We start from the raw sequence: 20,133 nt of genomic DNA, 5'->3' as shown, positions 1-20,133 counted from the left end.
TCGAACAGGAGGGTGGTCAATCGGTGATGCGAATCTGGGCGTCGCCATAGCCTTGCTTGGCGACGCGGTCACGCGCGCGCTTGGCATCGGCACTGGTCGGAAACGGACCTAGCTGGACGCGGTACAGTGACCCCGCGCGTTCGACCTGGCCGTCGATGCGCTTGGCCAGCGCCTGGGCGCGGTCATCGGTCGAGAAGGTTGCGACCTGAACGCGGTAGCGCCCCGCAGCGGCGGGCTGCGGTGTCGAGGTGGCAACGGGTGGTTTGGGAGCGACGACGGCCGGCGATGCGGGCACAGCGGCCGGCGCTGGCGCGGCCGACGTGCTCCCTGGCGAAACCGTTCCGGGCAGGCGCTTGCGCAGCGCGGTCAGCAATATCTCGGGCGCGTCGAGCCGGGTCGGCGCGAGGCCGCCGGCCCGCAGCGCGGCGATATCCTGTGGACTCGGGGTCACCTGCCGCACGCGCACCGCTGCAACCGACCCCGCATGCGTTCCGAGCTGCTGTGCCGCGCCGCGCGACAGATCGAGCAGGCGATCGGCGCGATGCGGCCCGCGATCTGCGACCTCGAGCAGGATGGTGCGCCCGGTATCAAGCGCGGTGACCTCGACGAACGCCCCCAATGGCAGCGTCTTGTGCGCGGCGATCGGCCGTGCCGGGTCGAACGCCGCGCCCGAGGCGGTGCGTGCGTTCGGCCCCAGTTCCTCGCCATACCAGCTGGCGAAGCCGACCTCGTCATAGCGGCTCTCGCTCTCGCCCGACGTGGCGCGCGGGCCGTCTCCCGCAATCGGCGGGGTCATCGGCGGCGCCGGCAACGGATTGGCGGGCGTCGTCCCCGGCGCCGCTTGCGGCGGTGCGCGATACGGTGCTCCTGCCGATTGCAGCGGTTCGTCGCCGGTCGGCGGATTGGCGCCGCCGCCGACCCCCAGTGCGGAGAGCAGCAACAGGCTAGCGCTGAATTTCATCTGCCAACAATCCCACCGAAAGCGCGTAGAAATTGGAGCAATTATAATCGAGGATGACCCGGTAATTCCCGGTCAGCAGATAGGCGGTCTGCCCCGGACCATCGGGTTCGAGCAACGTCGCCTGGATAGTGCCGCCGGGCCAGCTTCCCCGCTGCGACGTCACGCCCAGGGCGCGCCATTCGTCCATCGTGCGCCAGCGGGTGTGGCGATCGAACACGCGCGGGCAGCGCGGCGATACCGCCGGCGTGCTCAGGCTGCCGCGATCGAGGCTGGCAGGGACGTTGACCGGAATGCCCCAGGGCTGCCCCGGCCGCCAGCCGGCGTGAACGAAGTAGTTGGCGATCGACGCCAACGCATCCGCCGAATTGCTCCAGATATTGGCTTGTCCGTCACCGTCGCCATCGCGCGCAAGGCGCAGATAGACCGATGGCAGGAACTGGGGATAGCCCATCGCACCCGCCCAGCTGCCTTTCAGCCGCTCGCGCGGAACGCCGCGGTCCATGATCTTGAGCAGAGCGATGAACTCGCCGGAGAATAGCGGTCGCCGCCGACCCTCATAGGCCAGCGTCGCAAGCGAGCGGGCGAGATCGAAATCACCGGTATACGATCCGTAATTGGTCTCGTGCCCCCAGATCGCCACCATGATCTGTTCGGGAACGCCCGTCTCGCGCTCGATCGACGCCAGCCGCGAGCGGTTCTCGGCATAGGCGGATCGACCGCGCCGGATGCGCGCGGCATCGACATGGGTTTCCCGGTACGGGGCGAAGCGCGGGATCGCATTGCTGCTGCTGCCCGGCTGTTGCCGGTCGAGTTCGATGACCCGCGGATTCATCGTCAGCGTGGGGAACACCGCGTCGGCGGTACGGCGACTGACCCCTTGCGCCAGCGCCTGCGCGCGCAGTTCGCCGAGATAGGACTGAAACCCCGCCTCCGACTGCGCCGGCGCGGGGCCGGCAAGTGCCACTGCAAAAAAGGCTGCAAGACCGACGGCCCCTGCCCGACGCGATACGCTGTTCCACCCCGACATGCCGCTTGTCTGCCACAGCCGCGCAGCGACATGAACCCCCTTCGAGCGCAAGCCTTGCACAAAAGGGCGCGCCCGGCCTATCGCGCATCGCAGCGCGGAGAGGTGGCCGAGTGGTTTAAGGCAGCGGTCTTGAAAACCGCTTGCGAGAACACCGCCCAGCCCGCGCTATCCCTTGAAAGCCAGCATTTCTCGAACCGCAGCAGCCGTGTTCCGCGTTCGTTCGCGAAGAACATGCAGGCACGAAGGACGGCACAGTGATGGCGAACCGAGTTCTGGTTTGTGGCGGTCGTGACTTCAACGACAGCGAACGAGTTGCGGAGATACTCGACAGCCTGACCCGCCCGGTCGTCATCATCGACGGCGGCGCGACCGGAGCAGATCACGAGGCTCGCATGTGGGCGACCCGCAACCGGCTGCCGGTCGAGACCTATCGCGCCCATTGGAAGGACCATGGCCGCGCTGCCGGTCCTATCCGCAATCAACGCATGATCGACGAAGGCAAGCCTAGCATCGTCATCGCGTTCCCCGGTGGTCGCGGCACCGCCGACATGGTGCGCCGTGCCGAACGTGCAGGCGTCGCTGTTATCGAGGTGCCCGCCCGGCCCCTACCAAACGATGTGGAGGCATAGATATGAGCGACCAGTACGCACACGATCCAGACTACGGTAAGCCGCCGCGCTGGTCGAAGTTGTACGTCAAGCACTTTCCTGCCCACACGGACGGCTGCTCGCGTCACGCCAAGGTCATCGCGCATGACATTCTGCGCAGCAAGCGGTCGACTGTCCGTCGCATGTTGATCGACGCAGGATACGAACCGGATCATTGGGCGCAATCGCTAGAGATTACCGTGGTCATGCTGTGGGAAGCTCGCGCTGAGATCGCCCGCCTTACTCAATCCAATGGAGGGGTGTGATGGCCGAAAGCTGCGGATACTGCCAATACGTTGGCCGACTAATCGACGGGCGCTGTCCGGTCTGCGATACCAAATATTGCGACCCTGCCCCGCCGTCTCCCCACCCTCAGGAGCAATCCCAATGACCGATAAGCTGGAGAGCCGTGCGCGGGAGGCCGATGTCGATGTTCTTTTCGCCGACACCATGACCCGGTTCCCGATAACGATGGAGCGCCTTGCCATGACTGAGAAGCTGGAAGAACGGCTGCGGCGATGGGGACAATGGATGCTTGACGATGGGAGCGGCAATACTGCTTGCGTGGGCGGAAGGGACGGATTGGCGATGGTTTCCGCAGCCGACGCCATCCAGATCATGCGAGAGGCGCTGGACTTCTACTCGGCGAACCACGAATGGCCGAACGAAGGACCGTGGGGTGTGGACAGCACCGATTTCGGCAACGTCGCCCGCGCCGCTCTGGATAAGGTCAGCAAGCTATGACACCGATTAGAGCGATGCTGTCGGCGTTCAACAGCGGGATTGTGCGCCTGCCCGACCCGAACAATCCGCGCGGCTTCACCGACTATTACAGCCCCACCGACGCGATGGCCAATGCCCTTGACGCTCTAGCAGATAATGTAAGTGAGGCGATGTTGCGCGCAGCCGGAGATTGCGAAAGCAGCTTGGTTGAGGACGTATTCACCGCCATGATCCGCGCTGCCAAGGAAGGATAGCCCGATGACGACCAACACGCTTGAGCGCCCGCGGACGGACTTGGGTACGATGTTCGTGTCGGTGATCTTCGCCAACGGCACCGACGACGACCTTGCAGGATTGGCAGCGGCGATTCGTAATGAGCGCGTGCTGTTTGATGAGCGCGTCTATGAACAGGGCGAGGAAATAGCAGTGATCGGGCGTGATCTGCATCTGTCGCAGCGGCTATGTATTGTGGGCAAAACGACACCTGTGCCCGATGACTTTGGGCCGGACGATTTCGTCGTCAAAGAGGCTGACCCTTCGCGCCATCTTATAATTCAAGATTGCACTTTGGTGCGGGGTTTTTGAGGAAGGGTAGCCCGATGGAGATCGTTCGCGCGCTTGGCCATTTCATGATGGCAGTCGCTTTTGTCGCGATGGCAATAGTAGCCTGCGCTGACCGAGCCGAGGCGGGCGACATTATCGCCGCCACCGCTTTCCTTGTGATAGGCGCTGCGGCAGCGTTTCGCCACTTAGCGATGTTCGGCCTTATCAGCGGTCAAGCCATTTCGAAATGTTGAAACGCAAGGGCCTGTTCGCATCCCGCGAGTATTGGCTAGGGGTCGGCGCTACGGTCCTGCTGCTGGTGATCGCGCTGGGGTATCTCGACCTGGTGACGTAATCGTTTTCCTACAGGTATAGATTCGTGGTCTGTTCTCGCTCCACCATAGGAGCCGATTCGATGGACCCCGCCACCCTACGCCAGCAGCTATCCCGCCTTCGCCAGCCCGTTCGCGACATGCTCGCCAGCAAGGACCGAGAGACACGCGAACGAGGCGCTGATATCGCCGCCTGCATTATCGTACGACGCTGTGCCCACTGAGATGGAAAAGGCAGTTGTCGCCTACTTCCACGGCAAGCGAGCAGCGTCGAAGCGCAATCCCGAACGCGAGCGGGACGTGTCGAAGATTATCGAGGCGGTGCGGCGGCGGGAAGATCGCTGACCTCTGGCGGAGCGTCGCCGCAAGTCACCGGCACGTCAGCATCGGCGAACCACCGGCACGCGCTGTACCAGCCCGCATCAAGCGTCTTGGCATAGTCCATCCAGTCGTTGCGCCAGTCCTCGTAAGCCTTGGCGCTGGTGACTGTCTCTGCGGTCTGTACGGGCCGCTCAGGGCGCTGGAACACCTGCGCAGGCGGTGTCAGCAAGGGCCGGGGACGTTCGCCGCAGCTCGCGGCAGGCAATGATAGACTGACGATCGTCAGTAGGGCGATCCGGGATCTGCGAGATAGCATCGTCGAGGGCCTTTCGATCGGTGGCGATGGTGGTGCGGGCCTGCTGCTGGCGGGCAACGAGCAGGCGGTCTGCGGCGCGTTGCAGACGGTCGGATTCCGCCTGGATGCGCTCCAGTTGGGCTTGGTGGCGCTCCTTGACCCGGTTCGCACCGACGTGATCGCCCATGAGATACACCCCCATGATGGCGAGCAGCGCTGCCGCCAGAGCATAGGGCAGGACGTTGGCGCGGATGCTGGCGAGGGCTGCGGAGATCATGGCTATCACTCCGGCCATGGCTGTTCTTCGATGCCGACGATCTGCATGCCGCTGTGAATGTAGAAATCCCGGACAGTGTTGGCTTCGACGGTCTCAGTTGATACCGACTTAGGATATGCCGGTTCGCCGTTCTTGATAGTAACCAGCACAGGCCAGCCCGCGTGCGCGTCAATCGTCACCTTGGTAGTCATCTGCGTATCCTTCACTCTAATGCCGCTGAACCGCGCGGCCCGGATTCTTCCTCTACGGTATGCAGCGGATCGCCTGCGTTGCCGGTGGGGCCGTCGTCAGCAGGGCGCGAGGCTGCGGCAGCGGCAATCGCCTTGAAAGCATCGCCGGTGTTCTCGGTCGCCTTCTCAGACTGCTTCGACAGCGTGTAATGATATGCGACGATGCCGCCCGCAAAGCCGGATAGCTGCCCGAGCATGTAGACGATCAACTGCTCGTTGGATTGAGGGATGGCCTTGAAGAACAGCACGCCGAGCGCGAGCAGAAAACCGCCGATCAGGGATACGCCAAGAGCGTCGCGAAGGTTCATGCCCAGCCCCCTGCGGTAAGCGCCGCCTGAAACGACTGCGCATAGCCTGCGATCAGTTCTTCGCGATCGGTCCCGTTGATGATCCGGCGCGCTGCCTTGAACTGTTCGAACGTCCCACGTTCGTCGGGCAGGTACGTCGCCAGCGATCTACCGGTGAACCAGCCTTCCGCCATGCCCTGCACCATGATGGCAACCGCGATCGAAGGTTCGAGCGCCTTCGCATAGTCGGCGAGCAGCGCGCCGTTCAGCCCCAGCTCGGCATCGGCTTTGGCGTAGTTGTAATCCCAGGTTAGCTGAACCAGTCCCCGGCCATAGGCGATCTGGCCATGCTTGCCGGGTCCGCCGTATTTACGCCCCTTGCCCTTGCCGATTTCCTCGATCGGGCGCAGGCGCGCTTCATGCCATCCTGTTGCGAGCGCGTAGGCCATCCATGCGACGGACCAATCCGCAGCGCTGGACAGCAGCGATTGGATGACGTTGACCTGCACTTGGTCAAGCGATCCCGTGACGCCCCGCACGCCGGCGTAGAACGCTTCCGGGTTCGTCAACTCGCGCGGCTTGCCGAGCATCCCCAGCGCCTTCGCAATGGCATTGGCGGTGTTCGGGCCCCACGCACCATCTGGCGTAACGCCGACGTGCTTTTGGATAGCTGCCAAGCTCGTCATTCCCTCGCCCCTTTCAATTCGTCAAGCTTGTCCAGCGCGCGCGGCATGTGGCTTTCGTGGCCATCGGTGATCGCGCGAGCGACCACGGCTTGCATCGAACTGCCAGCCTGCTGCATCGCGTGAATGATGCTGCGAAGCTCCCCGTTCTCGCGGCGGATTTCGGTCATCTCGGCGCGCAAGGCTTTCTGCCCTTCCATGCACTCATCATGGCGATCATCGGCAGCGGCGAGTTGCTCGGCAAAGCGCTTGGCCTGCGCGTCCAACAGAGCTTCGGTGCGAAGTTCGATCCCGGATTGCCTGCGCTCGAAAGCGTCCAGAACAGCGGGAAGCCCCTTCCACCACCCCAGCAGCACGGCCCCGAGCAGCGACCAGACACCGACAGCGCCGGGGGTCCAACCCGCGCCAAGGTGATCCCACAGGCTCACCGCTTATTCTTCCTGCGATGCTGTCCGATACGGATGACGAGCATCCCGGACATGACGGTTACGATCAGACACAGCAGCGACAACTCCGCCTCCCCCAAGCAGGAAAAGCACCGCCAGTTGCGCTAGGAACAGAACATCAAGGGCAGCGCTGTACGGTGCGAACCCCAAGCCCCCGTGCTGGTGGATGACGTGAAGCGCGAGCTGGCAAACAAGCAGCGCCCACAGCGCCTTGCCCCACCAATATTGATACGCCAGCGCCAGAATGATCGCTGCGCACAGAGCGTCGGTGACTGCCCATATATCGACCGGTTCGACGGGAAGCCCGATCGCCCAAAACAGGCTCGCCGGTGGCGTGTCCGACCATGATGCGATGAACAGCCACCACCCGGCGCATAGCAGGCCAGCAGAGACGAATGAACGCCCCCGCTGTCCTTCCGGTGCCCCAAGCGCCGCAAAGACGCTCAGGACGCTCAGAATGCCGTAAAGGTGGCTGTTCTCCACAGTCAGCGCTTCGGCGGACCTGGGGGTGGCGTTGGGTTGCCCGAACCGCCGCTGCCACCACCCGGTGGCGCTGCTGGAGGCGGCGGGGTTGGTGCCGGAACCGGATCGATCGGGTCAGGGTCGGTTAGTACGGTCATGTCGTTCTCCTTGGTTGAAACAGGGGTTCAGTTTCCGACCGCATACAGGCCGATGTCGTCGACGAACTTGTTTGCCGACGAGCTGGCGGCGATGCGCAGCAGGTTGTTGCCGGTCAGCGCCCGCATGAAGATCGTGACCTTGCCGGAAGTGCTGATCGGGGTTGCGACAACTGCGGTCCCGCCCTGGAATGACGGGATGATGTTGCCGCCGCTGCCGGTGATGGTGAACTGAAGCATGTATTTTTGTCCGGCGACCAGCGGAACAGTGGTGTCGAGGTTGCCGGTCGAACCCGTTGCGTGCGTGGCGACGCCCCCGCCGATCGTCCAACTGCCGCTGGTCGTCCAGCCTGTGCCATCCGTGAACCCGCCATTTGTGACAATGTTCGTGGATGGCCCGATCATGGCCCCGTTGAAAATGAACTCGGTGGGTTGTGTGTCGAGCGCGAACGGCGTCCCGACAGCCGACAAGTCGAAATTGGCGATGCGCAGGCTGCCGATCGGCGGACCACCGGCTTGCGTATCAATCAGCCTGTCGAGCGTGCTATCCGCCGACCCGCCAAGGATGGAAATGCGGCCGATCCCGACCGCCGTACTGGGCACTCGAATAGCCGAAGCGAACTGCCCGTTCACCTTCACCAGATTCTTGACGACCAGCGAGTTGATGACCAGATCGTCGATGGGGACTAGCGTCGCCACTGTGCGGATAAGCTGGAGCGCCTGCTCCGTTCCTGTAGGTACCCCGGCGAACCGCCCGGCATTGCTCGCGCCGTCAATATACAGGCGGTCGATGTAGATCACTCGATAGCCGTCCAAACTAATCAGGCGGCAGCTACCGGCTAGGACGTTGTTGAAAATGTCGATGTCGCCGAGATTGAGCTTACGCTTCAATCCGCTGGTGCTGTAGATCGATCCGCGAACGCCGCTGGCGGCCATGCCAGGCGTCGCAGGGTCTTCGATATCACCGCCCATGTTCTCGATCAGCGCCCGGCCAATCGTCACGTCATCGCTGTTGAGGCTGATCGCGGTGCGCTGATTGTAACCGGTGGCACGGCAAGCGATCGTGACGCTATCCCACTTGGTCCCGTAACCGGGAGGGCTTGCGACTTCCGGCCCTTCTCGCGTGTTGCCTTTAATGGTCAGCGCCGCTTCGTGACGTCCTGCATCGATCAGCAATAGTCGCCGCGAACCGCCGAATAGTGCTTTGGTGTAAACCCCTGTGGTGTCGACGCGGTAAGCGCTGTTGACGTTATAGACTTCGATGCTTCCGGCTTGAGTGTACGGCGTGATGATCCGAACGCCGTCGCAATTAGTGGTCGTCCCGCCGACCCGCTGGACCCGGTTGTCCATCACGTTGCGCACCGTAACGTCGCCGACGACGAACCCGCCCGGCAATGTCGGGAAGTCGTTGATTGTGTTCTCGATGCCGATGTTGAACCCGGAATTATATCCGGTGCCAATCATGTTATTGCCGCTGAAATGTTTGTCAGTATTCGGGACGCTGATGTTTTCCCAGCGCGAGTTATCCAGCGACCCCCCGAGCACCTGACAGCGCATGTGCACCCCTCCGACGCCGCCCAGTCCTCGGATGTTGTCAAGATAGAGCTTGTCGAGCGTGAAGTTCGTGCCGACATCATTGCGGCTGTAAAGTACGGCTCCCAAGACGTCCAAAGTGTTGTTCGGTTGCCATCCCGTCAGATCGATCAGGGGAATATTGGTGGTGATCTCGTTGAACGAATAGCATAGCGTCACGTTGACCGTTCGCACGTCCCGGAAGGTGAAGCCTGCCGAAACCGGCTTGAACAGCGTCACCCCGTCGCCACCGTCGAGCGTAGTTTTGCCGTCGCCGATGACAGTCAGCTGCGAAGTGAGCGACAGAGTAGTCGCGTTCGGAATCGCATAGGTGCCGCCACCTGCCAGAGACAGGATAACCCCGGCTGATTGGCAAAAAGCGACTGCGGCATTCCAAGCGTCGCTGTTGTCCGCCGCGTTCGGCCTCGCTCCGAAAGACTGAAACGCAACCGACTGATCGGTTGTCAAGCGGAAGAACCGAGCGTTCGAAGACTTGACTGCAATACGGGGGTTTGCCGCGACATACGCGTCGTTTGCAGCCTCGCTGCCAAAATCGAACGCGGCATATTGAGCGATGCCCACGCCCACCTGGTCGTATCCCGACGTCTGGATTACGTCGGAACCTTCAATCAGAAAACCTGGGATTTGCGGGAATAGACCGACGAAAGCAACGCTGCCGCCTGGGTCACCCTTCGGCCCGGGAGGCCCTTCTCCCGACATGGGGATTTCTTCAAAACGAATAATGAACGTCTCGCCGTCTGGCGCATAGACATCGAAATGATACGTCCCGGGAGCGACATATAGCGATAGATTGCCGTCATCATCGGATCGGGCGGCATTTTCAATTCCGCTTTCACCGACAATCGGTGTCCCACTGTCGTCGGAAAACAATTCCACGGCCGCAAATGTGTCAGGGTTCACGAGGCGCACGTAATAACCAATACGGGCATTTCCTGCCTGATCGATCAAGGCTTGGTAATAATGAAACATGTCGCCCCCTAAAGTATTGGACTGCTCGAATTGTTCAGGATTATGGACACTGAGGCAGTTGCAGTTGAACCAAGAGCGTCTGTTACGGTAACATTGGCAATTGTTCGGATTTCAGCATCTGGCGGAACTACTGCGCGAAATTGACTTTGTGCCATGCTTGGCGACAAAGGTGTTGCGAGGGGACAGGACCAAGAATATTTGAACGGGCCGATTCCGCCGACCACCACCGTTGATGCGGGTTCGCTGGTCACGGGTTCTGGCTTGGAAAGAGGGGAGTATTCGCTACCGGTGACTAGACTTGGTGAGACGGTCGCCGACAAAGTTGCGGCAAAGGTCGCGACACGCTCCCAATTCCCGCCTATGTATGCTTCGATGTAGCGTAGCCGCCTCCAGGCACCGCCGATAAATACTTCGGCGGATTGCACGGAGCGCCATGCCCCCCCTGTAAAAATCTCCATCAGTAATAGAAGACGATCATGCCTTCGGCCGCAGCGGGTCGCGACGATCCTTGCGCTTTGAAGACAAGCCGACCATCGCTTTGTGCCGGATTGGCATGGTGAAGGTACCCTCCCCGCCCCGCCCGAACGATATCACCAGTGAACTCGCCCCCGCTTTTAGGCATCGCCGCCGATCCGGCGCCTACCGTGTTCGACAGATCCTTGCCGTCCGCTGCGAGCTGGCGGATTGCATCATTTATATTGCCGGGCGGGCAGTCCTCGCCGACAAACTTTCCCCCGATCGTGGTGTTCGCCGAGGGGTTCGTAGAATATTCGGAAAAGGGCATGGGGCTTCCTTTCCCACGGGGCTGAACCGTGGTAGCTTTCGGACATGGGAGCTTTTGAAATTGCGGTGTCGTGCGCGATTAAAGGCGCTTTGTTCACCGGCTATGCTATGTGGAAACAGCGCTCACTGAGTAAGAACCGGCACGAGGCTGGCACCGAAGATGCCCCCGAGCCGAGCGTTGTCACGGATTGCACGCCCCACCGCTTGAGCGCGGGGGCCGCGTTCGGTCAAAGCGCGGGTCAGTGCCTGTTGCCCGCGCCGCGTTCCGCCAGCAGTCAGTAGCGCGCCAACGGCAAGCCCGCCTGCGCCTGCGCCTTCGGTAAGCCCGGTTTGATCCAAGCCATACCCCGCACCGCCGAAGGCACCGGGCAATGCCAGCGTCGCCAACCGGCCCGCTGTGCCGCTATCAGGAATACGACTTGGCAACACATCGCGTGCAGCCGACGTCAGATCATAGAAGGGCTGGTCAGGTGTAGCCTGGGTGCCCCCATAGCGCCGGGCATTTCGAGCGGCGGCATCGCTCAACTGAGACGCCGCGAAGGTGCCTCCTTCCCCTGAACGAGTGCCATTGCGCGCAGCTGTCACCGCATCGCGGACAATGCCAACCCGGCCATATGCCTCGTTGGCGCTGCGAAGGGCAGGAACGACGTCGGGCGCTTGGCGATTGACCATGCCGTTCAGCGCATCCTCTGCGCCCCGCGTCACTTCGCCGAAGTCGTAGCCATAGGGCTGGTTTCGTACCGCTCCAGCGTCCCGGCGAAGGCCGCGCAACGACTGCTGAAAATTGTTGCCGGTCATGCCGCCTTGCGGGTCGAACGATTCACCAACGCGCGTTCGCAGCGTGTACGCTGCCTGCCCGTTCAAGGGGTCGGGAAGTCCCGCCGCTCGACCGATTGTGTTCTGCATGTCTCCGATAAACGGAGCGTCGGCCTGCACTTGCACGCCGTCCAGTGCGTTGGTGTAGGCATTGCCCACCAATCCCCGAGCGCGGGCAACGCCATCCTCTGCAATCATCCCGGCAGAGTTTTCCCCAATCGGCATAAGCGCTTCGTCGAACGCTGCCCGGTTAAACTCGCGGAGCCCTTCGGTGCGGCGAGCGTTGACCATATCCCCGATGACCGGAACCCCGCTCAAACGGTCTTCGATCCCCTTCACCGCTGCGCCGACGCGACCGCTTTGCGATAGCGCTTGCCCGGCAGTCAGTGGCACCCCGCGAGCGCGAAGCGTATCGATTGCGGCATTGCGCACGCCCGACACCGCGCCGCCAGCGCCGCGAGTGACACCGCGACCGAACATGCCACCCACAGTGCCAGCCAGAGCGCCTTCACCGGCTCCCATCAGACGATTGCCGGGGTCTGCCTGTCCTGCACCAACATATGCCCCGAAAGCGGCATCGCCAGCGCGAGCGGCGTTGATACCGGACAGGCCAAATCGAGCAGCGCCAAGCTCAGCCATACCGGCGCCTAGAACGCCGCCAGCGATCGAACCGAGCGTCGAGGCCATCGGGTTGGTCTCGCGGACGCCTTCGATGCCCGCACGCGCCAGATCAGTGTTTCCGGTCCAAGATGCTAGGCCACCCGGCGTGACGATATCGCCCGCGCTGATAGCGAATGCGCCGCCTGGGCTTTGCGCCGCACTGTTGACCGCTGCATCCAATCCAGACAGCGGCACGTCGCGCATCTCCAGATCGGCGGCGTTGTAGCTTCCGCGATAATTCGGGTTCTGGCGGCGAAACTCCAGCACCGACCGAACCGACGCTGGGTCTGCACCAACCCCCGACGCATAGCGTAGGATTTCCTCGTCAGCAGCACCCGACGTCAGCAGCCGGTTGAGCCGCGCTGCGACCCCTGCACGCGCCGGATCGGTTTCGGAGCGGGTACCGCCGCCAGACAGTCCCATGCTGCCGCCTGAACCGCCATCGCCATAGAACGTCGTGCTGCGATCTACGCCGCCCGGTGCCGCCATATTCGCAGCGGGAGCGGTGTCCCGGTTAGGCTCAGTGCCATTCCAGTTGACCGGCTCAAGCCCGATACCCTGCCGCTCGGCATCGACCCGGCCGCGAAGCTGGCGCAGCTTTTCTTCGATCGCTACGTCATAGTCTGACGCCTGCGGCTTGTTGGCCTGCACGAACTGCCGCAACTCGGTGTCCGACTGCGCGCCGACGCCCGGCACACGGAACGCCGCCAGCCCTTGCTCAGCCAATCCCGCCGCCGCCGTGTCAAACTGCCGATTGGCCTCGGTGGGCAGATAGTCCGCCAAGCCTCCCACGCCGCTGGTCTGCCCAACGGTCGATTGGTAAAGCTGTTCGACGCGCTGGATTTGACCGACAAGTGCCTGCAACTTCGCGGCGCGCTGCTGGCGAGCCGCTTGCGTCTTGGCGGGTGGCGCTGACGTCAACTCGCGTTCGATTTTTTCGGCTTCCGCGACTGCCCTGCGCGCGTCTGCCGCCGCCTTCTGCTGAGCATAGGGCGCAAGTGCGGCGTCGCGGGCGCTGGCGGCGAGATCAGCCTGCCCACGTGCGATATCCAACTGCGCCTTGGGAGCGGCATACGCCGCCGCAGGATCGGGCGTGCCGATGGTGTACGGGTCTTGCTGCGCGGGCGCATCGGCATAGCCGACGACCTCGACTTCGCCATTGCCCAGATCGCGATAAACCACGCCTTCATGGGTAAAAGTCTGCTGCATTATCGCGTTCCCATCCGGGCTAGAACCTGGTCGGCATAGTTGCGGGTTTTTGGTCCCCACTGGCGACGATCAGGCCCGCCGTGGTAGTATTTGATCGCATCGGGTAGATTGCCGGTCTCGCGCATACCCTGCTGGAAATACGCTTCCCCGAGCGCCCGCTGATATTGCGCGGCTTGCGGGGTTTTGCCGGTCATCAGGTCAGGTCGCCACGGCACGCCGAGCTTGCCCGCCATTTCTTGAGCGGTGGCGGGAAGCATCTGCGTAAGGCCCTGCGCGCGTCCGTATTTCGTTGGCGGTCCAAGCACACCGGGACGCCCGCCGCTTTCCTGCTGGATCACTGCGTCAAAAGGGCTGGCGAAAGGTACCCGACGCTGTGGGCGTCGGACCTCCTGCCGTGCGAGGGTCGGAAACGCGCGCGCCGACTGGCGGGCGCTGTGGGGCGGGACCGCGCGGGATTGCGCCGCTAGGATAGACCGTGCGGGTGCCATCCGGGTTCTGGACAACCACCGGGGGCGCAGTCGCTTCGTTCTGAATGAACTGCTCGGCAAGCGCCGGGTTCAGGCCCTTGAGATATTCGTAGTTTTGCTGGAGCGCGGTCGGACGCTGCGGTCCCGGATTAGCCGCCTGGTATTCCTGCTTGCGCTGCCAATCGGCATAATCGTTTGCGCGCTCAAGCTGCGCCTGCTGCTGCTGCATTGCCATTTCGCGTTGCCGCTGGAGCATGGGGCCAAACGATGGACTCCCCCCGCCTGCGATCGAAAGGCTATCCCCCAACACGCCGAAAATCTTCTGCGTAGTGTTGGGCTTGAACGGCTGTATTACGGGCGGCTGCTCATCACCTTGGTGTAGTGCCGCCAGACTGTTCAGCCCGACCTTGCCAACGCCCGGCATGATCGATGCGCCGAAAATACCCATTAGCCGAACCCTCCGGATGCATAGGTGTTGGCGGCGTTGCCCGCGATCTGAGCGAGGATAGCCCCTAGCGATGGCGACGATTTCTGCGTCTGGTTCGTATATTGACCGAGCAACCCACCGATCGCCGATCCTGCGCCCGATGCGGCCTGAACCGGCATCTGCTGCGCCTGTGCGATCTCAAGCAATGAAGCCAAGGGCAACTGACTGGCGGCGTTCAAACCGGTAGCCTGTCCCACCGCGCCGTCCATGCGCTGCATCTGGTTGTTATAATCGGTGTACCGCAGCGTATTCGAGTTGTTGGCCAGATTGCGCGAGACAATGTCCGACTGCGCCGATCCGCCAACAAGCCCCCGCGTGCCAAGCGATGCCGAGACGCCGTTGCGCACGTCGTCGCCGGTCTGCTGCACGATATCATCGAGATACGGGTTGCCGTTAAGATACTTCCCGCTCAGTACGTCCATGTTGTAGGACTTGGCGGCGTTCACGTTCGGGTCGCCGGTCTTGTACTGATCGAGCAGCCCCGGAACCAATGAGCCAAGCTGATCGGTGATCGCGGTCAACTTGGGAGCCTGCTGATTATACGCACCGGTCACGTTGCGCGCCGCTCCCTCGACCTGCGCCGAGTAAATCGGCTTTGTGGTCGACGACGATTTGCTGGATGATAATCCGATGGGAACCTCCTATTTTCGGCCGGGGCGACCATGATTTTCATGGTAACCATATCGGACTTCCGCCGCCTTCCGCGCAGCTACTGCATCATCAAACTTCTTGAACCTACCGATGCGACACTGGCGGCCGTTGATGTTGATTTTTGCCGCCCAAGCCTTGTGCGACTTTTCCCACATCACACCGTGAAATCCGCTTGTGTTCGAACGATATACAGCGACGTTCTTCGCATTCTCGCCGTGCGTGACGTGACGCAGGTTGATAAGACGATTGTCGGTCTTGACCCCGTTGATGTGGTCTATCTCACGCAGATCGCGCAATTCGATGCCATTAGCTATGGCGGATGCCACCCGATGAGCCATGAGTTGCTTCTCTAAAACCGCGCCTTTTCGGTAATCGCCGCATATGCAATGCAGGGCTAAACGCCCCGCCCACTTAGCATCCCATTGGCTGGATCGGCGTTGCGCCGAACGGCACCCATCAGCGAACCACTGTGGCCCTCTGCGCACCCAAAAAAGATTGCCCGTTGCAGGATCGTAACGCAGCAGTTGACGTAGCTGCTCAACCGTAGGATTTGGCTTGTTAGCCATGGCGAAGTCACCTTTCGCTTTGGTTAGGGCCGGGCGCTGTTGACGCAGCGTTCCGGCCCATCTGTTCTAAACCTGCTCCATCACAAAACAAGGAATTTCAGAGCAATCCTTTTCGAAGTTCGGTCTGGTGGAGCGCCCACCCCTTCTCGCTCAGCACCCGCGCCCATCCCGGACGGCTTGCGATCGTTGCAGTTCCGCAGCCCATCTGACGCCCCCACTCTTCCGCTTGTTCAATCAGTTCGAGAATTGCGGCCATGTCCCCCGCCGCCGCTTCGCCGTGAATCTCCAAAGCACCGGTCGGGTACTGCTTGAGCCGCGTCAGGATGCAGCCCCGCTCATTGCCGAACGTGCGGATCGCGCCAGACCAGACTTCGCTATCGAGCCATTCAATGGAGTAAAAACGCGGGTCCAACAGTTCAGCGAAGGCTTGGCGATGCTTCAGGTAGCTATCGCCCGGCGTCATCCGAGCGTTTCCTCCACCTGCGATACGATCGCCGTCGTTGCCGTTCCCGATGTCGTTGAAACGAGCCGCACGTAATGACCGGCAGGAACGATGTAGGTCAGCGGCGCGACGTTCGACGCGGTCAGCGCGATCGATACCGTGAGGCCAACGCCAGACGTTGCCTCGACCCGCGCCCGTTCCGTCGTCGGCGGGTTGCTCGCATCGCTCAGCAGCGTAACCGTTGCCGTCGACGTCCCGATCAACAAAGGGTTGGTTACCTGTGTGCGGACGCTGTAGGAGCAAAGCACCGCTTTGGTAGTGCTGGGCCGGAATGCTGTTCCTAGCGCCCTGGTGGGCACTGACGGGGCAACCGTGCCTAATCCGGCAGGTCCAGTTGCTCCCGTTGCCCCTGTAGCGCCCGTGGCACCTTGAGGCCCAGCTGGACCGGCGACGGTGGACGCAGCGCCTGTGTCTCCTTTGTCGCCCTTATCGCCCTTGTCCCCTTTTTCCCCGGCAAGCGGCGTCCGCGCCTCTACCGTCCGAAGCCGATAGCGAAGATCGTTTAGTCCGTCCTCGCCGTGATAGCCGTCAGACACCGGCATTCGCCTTGTGCATCCGCGCCACGAGAATACGCTTGTTCGTCAGATCGCCGGGACCGTCCGCCGTGACATAGACCTTTGCCCCGTTGGCCTCCCACGTATCTCGCTGGAACCCCAGGCTGGTGAAGCTGATACGCTGCGGCACCCCTGCACCTCCCGTAATCGCTATCGACTGCTGATCGACGAGAGTCCCGCCGCCAATGTCCAAGTCCATTGTCAACATCGACGCCGTCCCATCCGATGGCGTGAAGGTCGATTGAATGCGCAGCACCACCGCGTCCCCCGCCATACCCGGCACCGCGTTGTCGGCGGCATCCCAATAGGTCGCTACGTCGGTCGGCTTTTCACTGTCGTCGATAGTCGCGGCATTGTTGGTCCACTGGGCCCGCGTGTCGGCGACCAATGCCTGTCCCGCTGTGCTGTCGCGATAATTTGCCCATCCACTCTTGTCATCGACGCGCAGTTGCAGCGCGGCTAGACTGGCTTGCAACGCGTTGATCGCGTTCGCCACCCGGCGAGGCCAGTCTATACCCTTGCCATCAACAGGGACCAGCAGTTCGCCGCTCATCGCGTGCCGCCAGCGTCCGCGTCATAATCAAAACCCTGATCGAACGACCAATCGCTCTCCGCCGCGTGCGTGACGGTGAACGTCATATATCGGCCCCGGCAGCGGATCGGCACGCGCCCGCTCGACTGCATCACCGCACCGGTCTGGACGTCCATCACGTCGCCGATGCGCTGGCGAGCGTCGATCGTGACCGTCACCCCGTCGGTTGCATCGGTTTCCGGCCATAGCGACCGCATCCGCGCAACCTGCGATGCGAACGGCTCCGACCATCCTAGCGATAGCGTCGCCTCCAGATTCGGACCCGTCAACGCCCCTACTTCCTGCGCATCGGTCACCACGTACAATCGCGGATCCCCGCCCGAGAAACGGGGATCGTCCAGGCTGATCGTCATCGTGTCGAGGTCGGGATACAGGACCGACAATTCCTCGAGCGTGACGCTGCTTTCATAGCCCGAGAACAGACCAGCAAACGCAATCTCGATCGTTGATGCCCGGTCCAAAACCCAGTTATAAACCCAAATACGCCCCGGAAATCCAGGGATGCCCCACATCACCAGACTGCGCTTCGGATCGACTGCGGCCCAAAGCCGCTCGTAATCGTCGGTCGCTACCGTCTCGCGAAACGACTGGTCGAACTTCTCATTCCCGATCGGCCGCAGCGCCGCGCCATCGTCCAGCGCCATGAAGCCGCGATCCGACAGGAAAAATACCGTGCGCCCCGCCTGCACAATGCTGGCCTTCGACGCGCACCCCACGTTGTTTGTCACCTGCTGGAACGTGAACGGGGCGGTGGCATCGCCCGACAGGCTCATGCGGGTTAGCGCGAAGCGTTGCAGGACAATGCCGTACTCACCCCCGGCAAGCCCCATGACCTCCCCGCCGTCAAGCATGGGTTGGAACCCCGCCTGATTGACCGCAGGCGTCCATGCCGTGTGATCGTTGAATGCACTCCACTGGACCAGCAGCTTATTGCCGTCCGCCTGCCCGATGACGACATGCGGCCCGACGATCGCCACCGACGTTCCGTTTGGTGCATCGGTCAATGCCGCAGCCGTGCCAGCGTTCAGATCGACAACCTTGGTCTCGACATCGTTGACCGCAATCACCGCATCGCCAAACTGAGCGAAGCGCCAACGGCCCGACACGCTCATTGCCGTCAGCAGCACCGACCATGCGCCGGCCGAATAACGCTCAAGCCCGTTCGCGGTCCCTGCCAACAGATACGCCGTACCGTCCGTCGAAATGAACGCCGCCCCTCCCCTGAACGTCGCCGACAAGGGCTCACTGATCGCCGCCACCGACTTGACCGGTCGATAGCCGTTCGCCGCTGGCAACACGTTCACGGCGACGTTGAGATTGTCCCGCGCTATCTGATCGGGCAGATAGGCTGGCCAAGTTACTCGCTTACGCACGAACGCCGCGAACCTGCTGCATGCCGCTTGGCACCAACGGACCCGCCCCCCAGCGATTGCGCATCCCAACCGAATTGATCGACGCCAGCATTTCGGAAACCTCCGAAGACGCCTGCGCCATGCCTTCCGCGTCCCGCTCGCGCCGCGCCAAATAGTACATCGCCCCGGACACGTAGACGTCGGGATGATCTTCCAGCAGCCAGTTGGTCGCAATTGCTTCCGACAGTGCCGGAATGCGAGCATAGTAATTCATCACCAGCGCGGCAGTGCCGACCGGGGCAACGCGCAGCGTCTCGCCTTCGATAGCGTAAGCCCCCGGCGTGCCCGCGATGCCGCTATATCCGCCCGTCACCGACGCTGGCGACATGCTGACAAACTGGCGCTCGGGCTGTCCGCTGATGAACAGGCCCCGCATCGAAAGGAAGTCCTCTGGCAGCGTTACGATTTCGCTCGCCGCCGTGATCTCAACCCTGGTTTCCATCTGCGGTGTCCGCAGCTCGCGATTGAACATCGCCTCTGCCTTGCGGATCGCTCGGTCCAGCTTGGATTGCTCGTAGGTCTCATCATCCAGCATATCGCGCAATTCTTCGATTAGATCGGAGTAATTGCGGATCGCGCCAGCGACATAGGATGGGATGATGAAAGCCATGACGCGCTCCTAAATGATGAAATTCTTGACGCGCAGGTGGCGGTATTCGTCGCTGTTCAGCAGGCGCTTGACTGCGGGCGCATGGTTGCGATCCCAATATCGCACGCCGTGCTTTGTCAGCCATTCCATCAACACGACGTTGGGGATCGACGCCGCGTGCCACATGTCGGCGCGCTTATCGAACCCCTCTGCCTGGCTTTCCTTATTGCGATCGAGGATAGGGGACGTGTCCTGCTCATAACGCAGGTTCCACGTCCCCCCGTCATCGTCGCTGCTCGAAAACCATGTCTTCATCCCCGTTGAGGGATCGAAGTCGAGCAAGCGTTCAGTCATGGATTAGCTGACCTGCTTGTTGTCGCGCAGCGTCTTGGCCACGTCCTTGCTGACCTTGGCCTTGTCGCCCTTGGCCAGCGTACGTCCGTCACCCAGGTGAACCGGCTCGGTCAGCGTGTCGGAACCGGTGACCTCGACGTCGCCGCTTTCGTCGCGCGGTTCGCGAGTGGCACGACCCTTGACGTCGGTGTTGATGACCATTTCAGCGTCGGGATTGCTGCGCTGGCCATGCGGGTTCGGAACTGCGTCGGTCGGCGAAACCGGATGCTCGACGATGGTTTCCCCGAAAGGAAAATCACCGTTCGATTCCTCGGTCTTGATCCCGAGCGCCGCAGCCTGCTTTCCGGCTTCCGAAATGTTCGGATACTCTTCGGCGGGCCGAACCGGCTCACCCAACGGATTGGCCGGTGGCAGATCGCGAACTGCCGGTGCACGTTCGCCAGCCTCGTTGGTTTCGGGCAGATTCTTGCCCTGGCTGTCCGAAATCATCTTGTCTTCGTCGGTCTTCTCAACCTCGTTCGGCTTGCGTGCCATGATGTA

The 20,133-nt window shown here is 62.1% G+C and carries 29 protein-coding genes; 6 read left to right on the top strand and 23 right to left on the bottom strand.

From position 1 onward, the window contains the following. Positions 1-16: 16 nt before the first annotated feature. Positions 17-961, bottom strand: coding sequence for a septal ring lytic transglycosylase RlpA family protein (locus FHY50_RS14160; RefSeq protein WP_166745506.1), 945 nt, complete (start codon positions 959-961; stop codon positions 17-19). Continuing rightward, complete coding sequence (locus FHY50_RS04545; protein WP_140047297.1) at positions 945-1,988, bottom strand: lytic murein transglycosylase; 1,044 nt, start codon at positions 1,986-1,988, stop codon at positions 945-947. The genes FHY50_RS14160 and FHY50_RS04545 overlap by 17 nt, the downstream gene beginning before the upstream one ends. 257 nt (positions 1,989-2,245) lie before the next feature. Here FHY50_RS04545 and FHY50_RS04540 point away from each other — a divergent pair, with 257 nt between their 5' ends. The 6 genes from FHY50_RS04540 to FHY50_RS04515 all read left to right on the top strand — a co-directional run bounded on the left by FHY50_RS04540 (position 2,246) and on the right by FHY50_RS04515 (position 4,155). After that, the gene (locus tag FHY50_RS04540; protein WP_140047295.1) at positions 2,246-2,617 is read left to right on the top strand and encodes a DUF2493 domain-containing protein; all 372 of its coding nucleotides are present in this window, start codon (positions 2,246-2,248) and stop codon (positions 2,615-2,617) included. Between the two features lie 2 nt (positions 2,618-2,619). Then, entirely contained in the window at positions 2,620-2,901 is a 282-nt protein-coding gene (locus FHY50_RS04535; RefSeq protein ID WP_140047293.1) for a hypothetical protein, read from the top strand. Between the two features lie 121 nt (positions 2,902-3,022). Continuing rightward, positions 3,023-3,379 (top strand): hypothetical protein, encoded by a 357-nt coding sequence (locus FHY50_RS04530; protein WP_140047291.1) that lies wholly within the window; start codon positions 3,023-3,025, stop codon positions 3,377-3,379. Positions 3,380-3,393: 14 nt separating this feature from the next. Then, positions 3,394-3,612 carry a hypothetical protein gene (locus tag FHY50_RS04525; RefSeq protein ID WP_140047289.1) on the top strand — a complete coding sequence of 73 codons (219 nt, stop codon included), beginning with the start codon at positions 3,394-3,396 and terminating at the stop codon, positions 3,610-3,612. Between the two features lie 4 nt (positions 3,613-3,616). Continuing rightward, on the top strand, positions 3,617-3,943 hold the full coding sequence (locus FHY50_RS04520) for a hypothetical protein (RefSeq protein ID WP_140047287.1): 327 nt from the start codon (positions 3,617-3,619) through the stop codon (positions 3,941-3,943). A 14-nt stretch (positions 3,944-3,957) separates the two neighbouring features. Next, positions 3,958-4,155 carry a hypothetical protein gene (locus FHY50_RS04515; RefSeq protein WP_140047285.1) on the top strand — a complete coding sequence of 66 codons (198 nt, stop codon included), beginning with the start codon at positions 3,958-3,960 and terminating at the stop codon, positions 4,153-4,155. 388 nt (positions 4,156-4,543) lie between these two features. Here FHY50_RS04515 and FHY50_RS04510 read toward each other — a convergent pair whose 3' ends face one another. The 21 genes from FHY50_RS04510 to FHY50_RS04415 all read right to left on the bottom strand — a co-directional run bounded on the left by FHY50_RS04510 (position 4,544) and on the right by FHY50_RS04415 (position 20,127). After that, the gene (locus FHY50_RS04510) at positions 4,544-4,762 is read right to left on the bottom strand and encodes a hypothetical protein (RefSeq protein WP_140047283.1); all 219 of its coding nucleotides are present in this window, start codon (positions 4,760-4,762) and stop codon (positions 4,544-4,546) included. Next, a complete protein-coding gene (locus FHY50_RS04505) occupies positions 4,746-5,144 on the bottom strand; it encodes a hypothetical protein (RefSeq protein ID WP_140047281.1) in 399 nt (132 codons plus the stop codon). The genes FHY50_RS04510 and FHY50_RS04505 overlap by 17 nt, the downstream gene beginning before the upstream one ends. Then, positions 5,132-5,317, bottom strand: a complete 186-nt coding sequence (locus tag FHY50_RS04500; RefSeq protein ID WP_140047279.1) for a hypothetical protein — start codon at positions 5,315-5,317, stop codon at positions 5,132-5,134. The genes FHY50_RS04505 and FHY50_RS04500 overlap by 13 nt, the downstream gene beginning before the upstream one ends. Positions 5,318-5,328: 11 nt before the next feature. Continuing rightward, positions 5,329-5,664, bottom strand: coding sequence for a hypothetical protein (locus tag FHY50_RS04495; protein WP_140047277.1), 336 nt, complete (start codon positions 5,662-5,664; stop codon positions 5,329-5,331). Continuing rightward, on the bottom strand, positions 5,661-6,320 hold the full coding sequence (locus FHY50_RS04490) for a hypothetical protein (protein ID WP_208402886.1): 660 nt from the start codon (positions 6,318-6,320) through the stop codon (positions 5,661-5,663). The genes FHY50_RS04495 and FHY50_RS04490 overlap by 4 nt, the downstream gene beginning before the upstream one ends. A gap of 5 nt (positions 6,321-6,325) precedes the next feature. Further along, on the bottom strand, positions 6,326-6,754 hold the full coding sequence (locus tag FHY50_RS04485; protein ID WP_140047275.1) for a hypothetical protein: 429 nt from the start codon (positions 6,752-6,754) through the stop codon (positions 6,326-6,328). A 3-nt stretch (positions 6,755-6,757) separates the two neighbouring features. After that, a complete protein-coding gene (locus tag FHY50_RS04480; protein ID WP_140047273.1) occupies positions 6,758-7,255 on the bottom strand; it encodes a hypothetical protein in 498 nt (165 codons plus the stop codon). A gap of 164 nt (positions 7,256-7,419) precedes the next feature. Beyond that, on the bottom strand, positions 7,420-9,951 hold the full coding sequence (locus FHY50_RS04475; protein WP_140047271.1) for a hypothetical protein: 2,532 nt from the start codon (positions 9,949-9,951) through the stop codon (positions 7,420-7,422). A 457-nt stretch (positions 9,952-10,408) separates the two neighbouring features. Then, positions 10,409-10,735 (bottom strand): hypothetical protein, encoded by a 327-nt coding sequence (locus FHY50_RS04470; RefSeq protein ID WP_140047269.1) that lies wholly within the window; start codon positions 10,733-10,735, stop codon positions 10,409-10,411. Positions 10,736-10,857: 122 nt separating this feature from the next. Beyond that, complete coding sequence (locus tag FHY50_RS04465; protein ID WP_140047268.1) at positions 10,858-13,419, bottom strand: TrbL/VirB6 family protein; 2,562 nt, start codon at positions 13,417-13,419, stop codon at positions 10,858-10,860. Beyond that, the gene (locus tag FHY50_RS04460; protein ID WP_166745505.1) at positions 13,419-13,757 is read right to left on the bottom strand and encodes a transglycosylase SLT domain-containing protein; all 339 of its coding nucleotides are present in this window, start codon (positions 13,755-13,757) and stop codon (positions 13,419-13,421) included. Before FHY50_RS04460 ends, FHY50_RS04465 begins: the two co-directional genes overlap by 1 nt. A 4-nt stretch (positions 13,758-13,761) precedes the next feature. After that, a complete protein-coding gene (locus FHY50_RS14155) occupies positions 13,762-14,334 on the bottom strand; it encodes a hypothetical protein (protein ID WP_166745504.1) in 573 nt (190 codons plus the stop codon). Continuing rightward, complete coding sequence (locus tag FHY50_RS04455) at positions 14,334-14,894, bottom strand: hypothetical protein (protein ID WP_140047264.1); 561 nt, start codon at positions 14,892-14,894, stop codon at positions 14,334-14,336. The genes FHY50_RS14155 and FHY50_RS04455 overlap by 1 nt, the downstream gene beginning before the upstream one ends. A gap of 120 nt (positions 14,895-15,014) precedes the next feature. After that, positions 15,015-15,590, bottom strand: a complete 576-nt coding sequence (locus FHY50_RS04450; protein ID WP_140047262.1) for an HNH endonuclease — start codon at positions 15,588-15,590, stop codon at positions 15,015-15,017. 97 nt (positions 15,591-15,687) lie between these two features. Beyond that, positions 15,688-16,053 (bottom strand): hypothetical protein, encoded by a 366-nt coding sequence (locus FHY50_RS04445; RefSeq protein WP_140047260.1) that lies wholly within the window; start codon positions 16,051-16,053, stop codon positions 15,688-15,690. Beyond that, complete coding sequence (locus FHY50_RS14150) at positions 16,050-16,295, bottom strand: hypothetical protein (protein ID WP_166745503.1); 246 nt, start codon at positions 16,293-16,295, stop codon at positions 16,050-16,052. The genes FHY50_RS04445 and FHY50_RS14150 overlap by 4 nt, the downstream gene beginning before the upstream one ends. A 325-nt stretch (positions 16,296-16,620) precedes the next feature. Next, complete coding sequence (locus tag FHY50_RS04435) at positions 16,621-17,199, bottom strand: hypothetical protein (protein WP_140047256.1); 579 nt, start codon at positions 17,197-17,199, stop codon at positions 16,621-16,623. Next, the gene (locus FHY50_RS04430; protein WP_140047254.1) at positions 17,196-18,611 is read right to left on the bottom strand and encodes a hypothetical protein; all 1,416 of its coding nucleotides are present in this window, start codon (positions 18,609-18,611) and stop codon (positions 17,196-17,198) included. The genes FHY50_RS04435 and FHY50_RS04430 overlap by 4 nt, the downstream gene beginning before the upstream one ends. Further along, complete coding sequence (locus FHY50_RS04425) at positions 18,604-19,260, bottom strand: phage adaptor protein (protein ID WP_140047252.1); 657 nt, start codon at positions 19,258-19,260, stop codon at positions 18,604-18,606. The genes FHY50_RS04430 and FHY50_RS04425 overlap by 8 nt, the downstream gene beginning before the upstream one ends. Positions 19,261-19,269: 9 nt before the next feature. Next, a complete protein-coding gene (locus FHY50_RS04420; RefSeq protein WP_244935293.1) occupies positions 19,270-19,581 on the bottom strand; it encodes a hypothetical protein in 312 nt (103 codons plus the stop codon). Positions 19,582-19,596: 15 nt separating this feature from the next. Then, on the bottom strand, positions 19,597-20,127 hold the full coding sequence (locus FHY50_RS04415; protein ID WP_140047249.1) for a hypothetical protein: 531 nt from the start codon (positions 20,125-20,127) through the stop codon (positions 19,597-19,599). Positions 20,128-20,133: the final 6 nt, after the last annotated feature.

This window comes from Sphingomonas japonica, assembly GCF_006346325.1.
Classification (GTDB): Bacteria; Pseudomonadota; Alphaproteobacteria; order Sphingomonadales; family Sphingomonadaceae; genus Sphingomonas; species Sphingomonas japonica.
Note: the sequence above shows the minus strand (reverse complement) of the source record. Positions and strands in the feature narration are given on the sequence as shown.

Coding starts and splice junctions, on each gene's coding strand:
- FHY50_RS04415 (WP_140047249.1), bottom strand. CDS start 20,127: ATGGCACGCAAGCCGAACGAGGTTGAGAAGACCGACGAAGACAAGATG.
- FHY50_RS04530 (WP_140047291.1), top strand. CDS start 3,023: ATGACCGATAAGCTGGAGAGCCGTGCGCGGGAGGCCGATGTCGATGTT.
- FHY50_RS04435 (WP_140047256.1), bottom strand. CDS start 17,199: ATGAGCGGCGAACTGCTGGTCCCTGTTGATGGCAAGGGTATAGACTGG.
- FHY50_RS04425 (WP_140047252.1), bottom strand. CDS start 19,260: ATGGCTTTCATCATCCCATCCTATGTCGCTGGCGCGATCCGCAATTAC.
- FHY50_RS04465 (WP_140047268.1), bottom strand. CDS start 13,419: ATGCAGCAGACTTTTACCCATGAAGGCGTGGTTTATCGCGATCTGGGC.
- FHY50_RS04450 (WP_140047262.1), bottom strand. CDS start 15,590: ATGGCTAACAAGCCAAATCCTACGGTTGAGCAGCTACGTCAACTGCTG.
- FHY50_RS04525 (WP_140047289.1), top strand. CDS start 3,394: ATGCTGTCGGCGTTCAACAGCGGGATTGTGCGCCTGCCCGACCCGAAC.
- FHY50_RS04540 (WP_140047295.1), top strand. CDS start 2,246: ATGGCGAACCGAGTTCTGGTTTGTGGCGGTCGTGACTTCAACGACAGC.
- FHY50_RS04475 (WP_140047271.1), bottom strand. CDS start 9,951: ATGTTTCATTATTACCAAGCCTTGATCGATCAGGCAGGAAATGCCCGT.
- FHY50_RS04545 (WP_140047297.1), bottom strand. CDS start 1,988: ATGTCGGGGTGGAACAGCGTATCGCGTCGGGCAGGGGCCGTCGGTCTT.
- FHY50_RS04495 (WP_140047277.1), bottom strand. CDS start 5,664: ATGAACCTTCGCGACGCTCTTGGCGTATCCCTGATCGGCGGTTTTCTG.
- FHY50_RS14155 (WP_166745504.1), bottom strand. CDS start 14,334: ATGGGTATTTTCGGCGCATCGATCATGCCGGGCGTTGGCAAGGTCGGG.
- FHY50_RS04500 (WP_140047279.1), bottom strand. CDS start 5,317: ATGACTACCAAGGTGACGATTGACGCGCACGCGGGCTGGCCTGTGCTG.
- FHY50_RS04535 (WP_140047293.1), top strand. CDS start 2,620: ATGAGCGACCAGTACGCACACGATCCAGACTACGGTAAGCCGCCGCGC.
- FHY50_RS04505 (WP_140047281.1), bottom strand. CDS start 5,144: ATGGCCGGAGTGATAGCCATGATCTCCGCAGCCCTCGCCAGCATCCGC.
- FHY50_RS04520 (WP_140047287.1), top strand. CDS start 3,617: ATGACGACCAACACGCTTGAGCGCCCGCGGACGGACTTGGGTACGATG.
- FHY50_RS04445 (WP_140047260.1), bottom strand. CDS start 16,053: ATGACGCCGGGCGATAGCTACCTGAAGCATCGCCAAGCCTTCGCTGAA.
- FHY50_RS14160 (WP_166745506.1), bottom strand. CDS start 961: ATGAAATTCAGCGCTAGCCTGTTGCTGCTCTCCGCACTGGGGGTCGGC.
- FHY50_RS04470 (WP_140047269.1), bottom strand. CDS start 10,735: ATGCCCTTTTCCGAATATTCTACGAACCCCTCGGCGAACACCACGATC.
- FHY50_RS04515 (WP_140047285.1), top strand. CDS start 3,958: ATGGAGATCGTTCGCGCGCTTGGCCATTTCATGATGGCAGTCGCTTTT.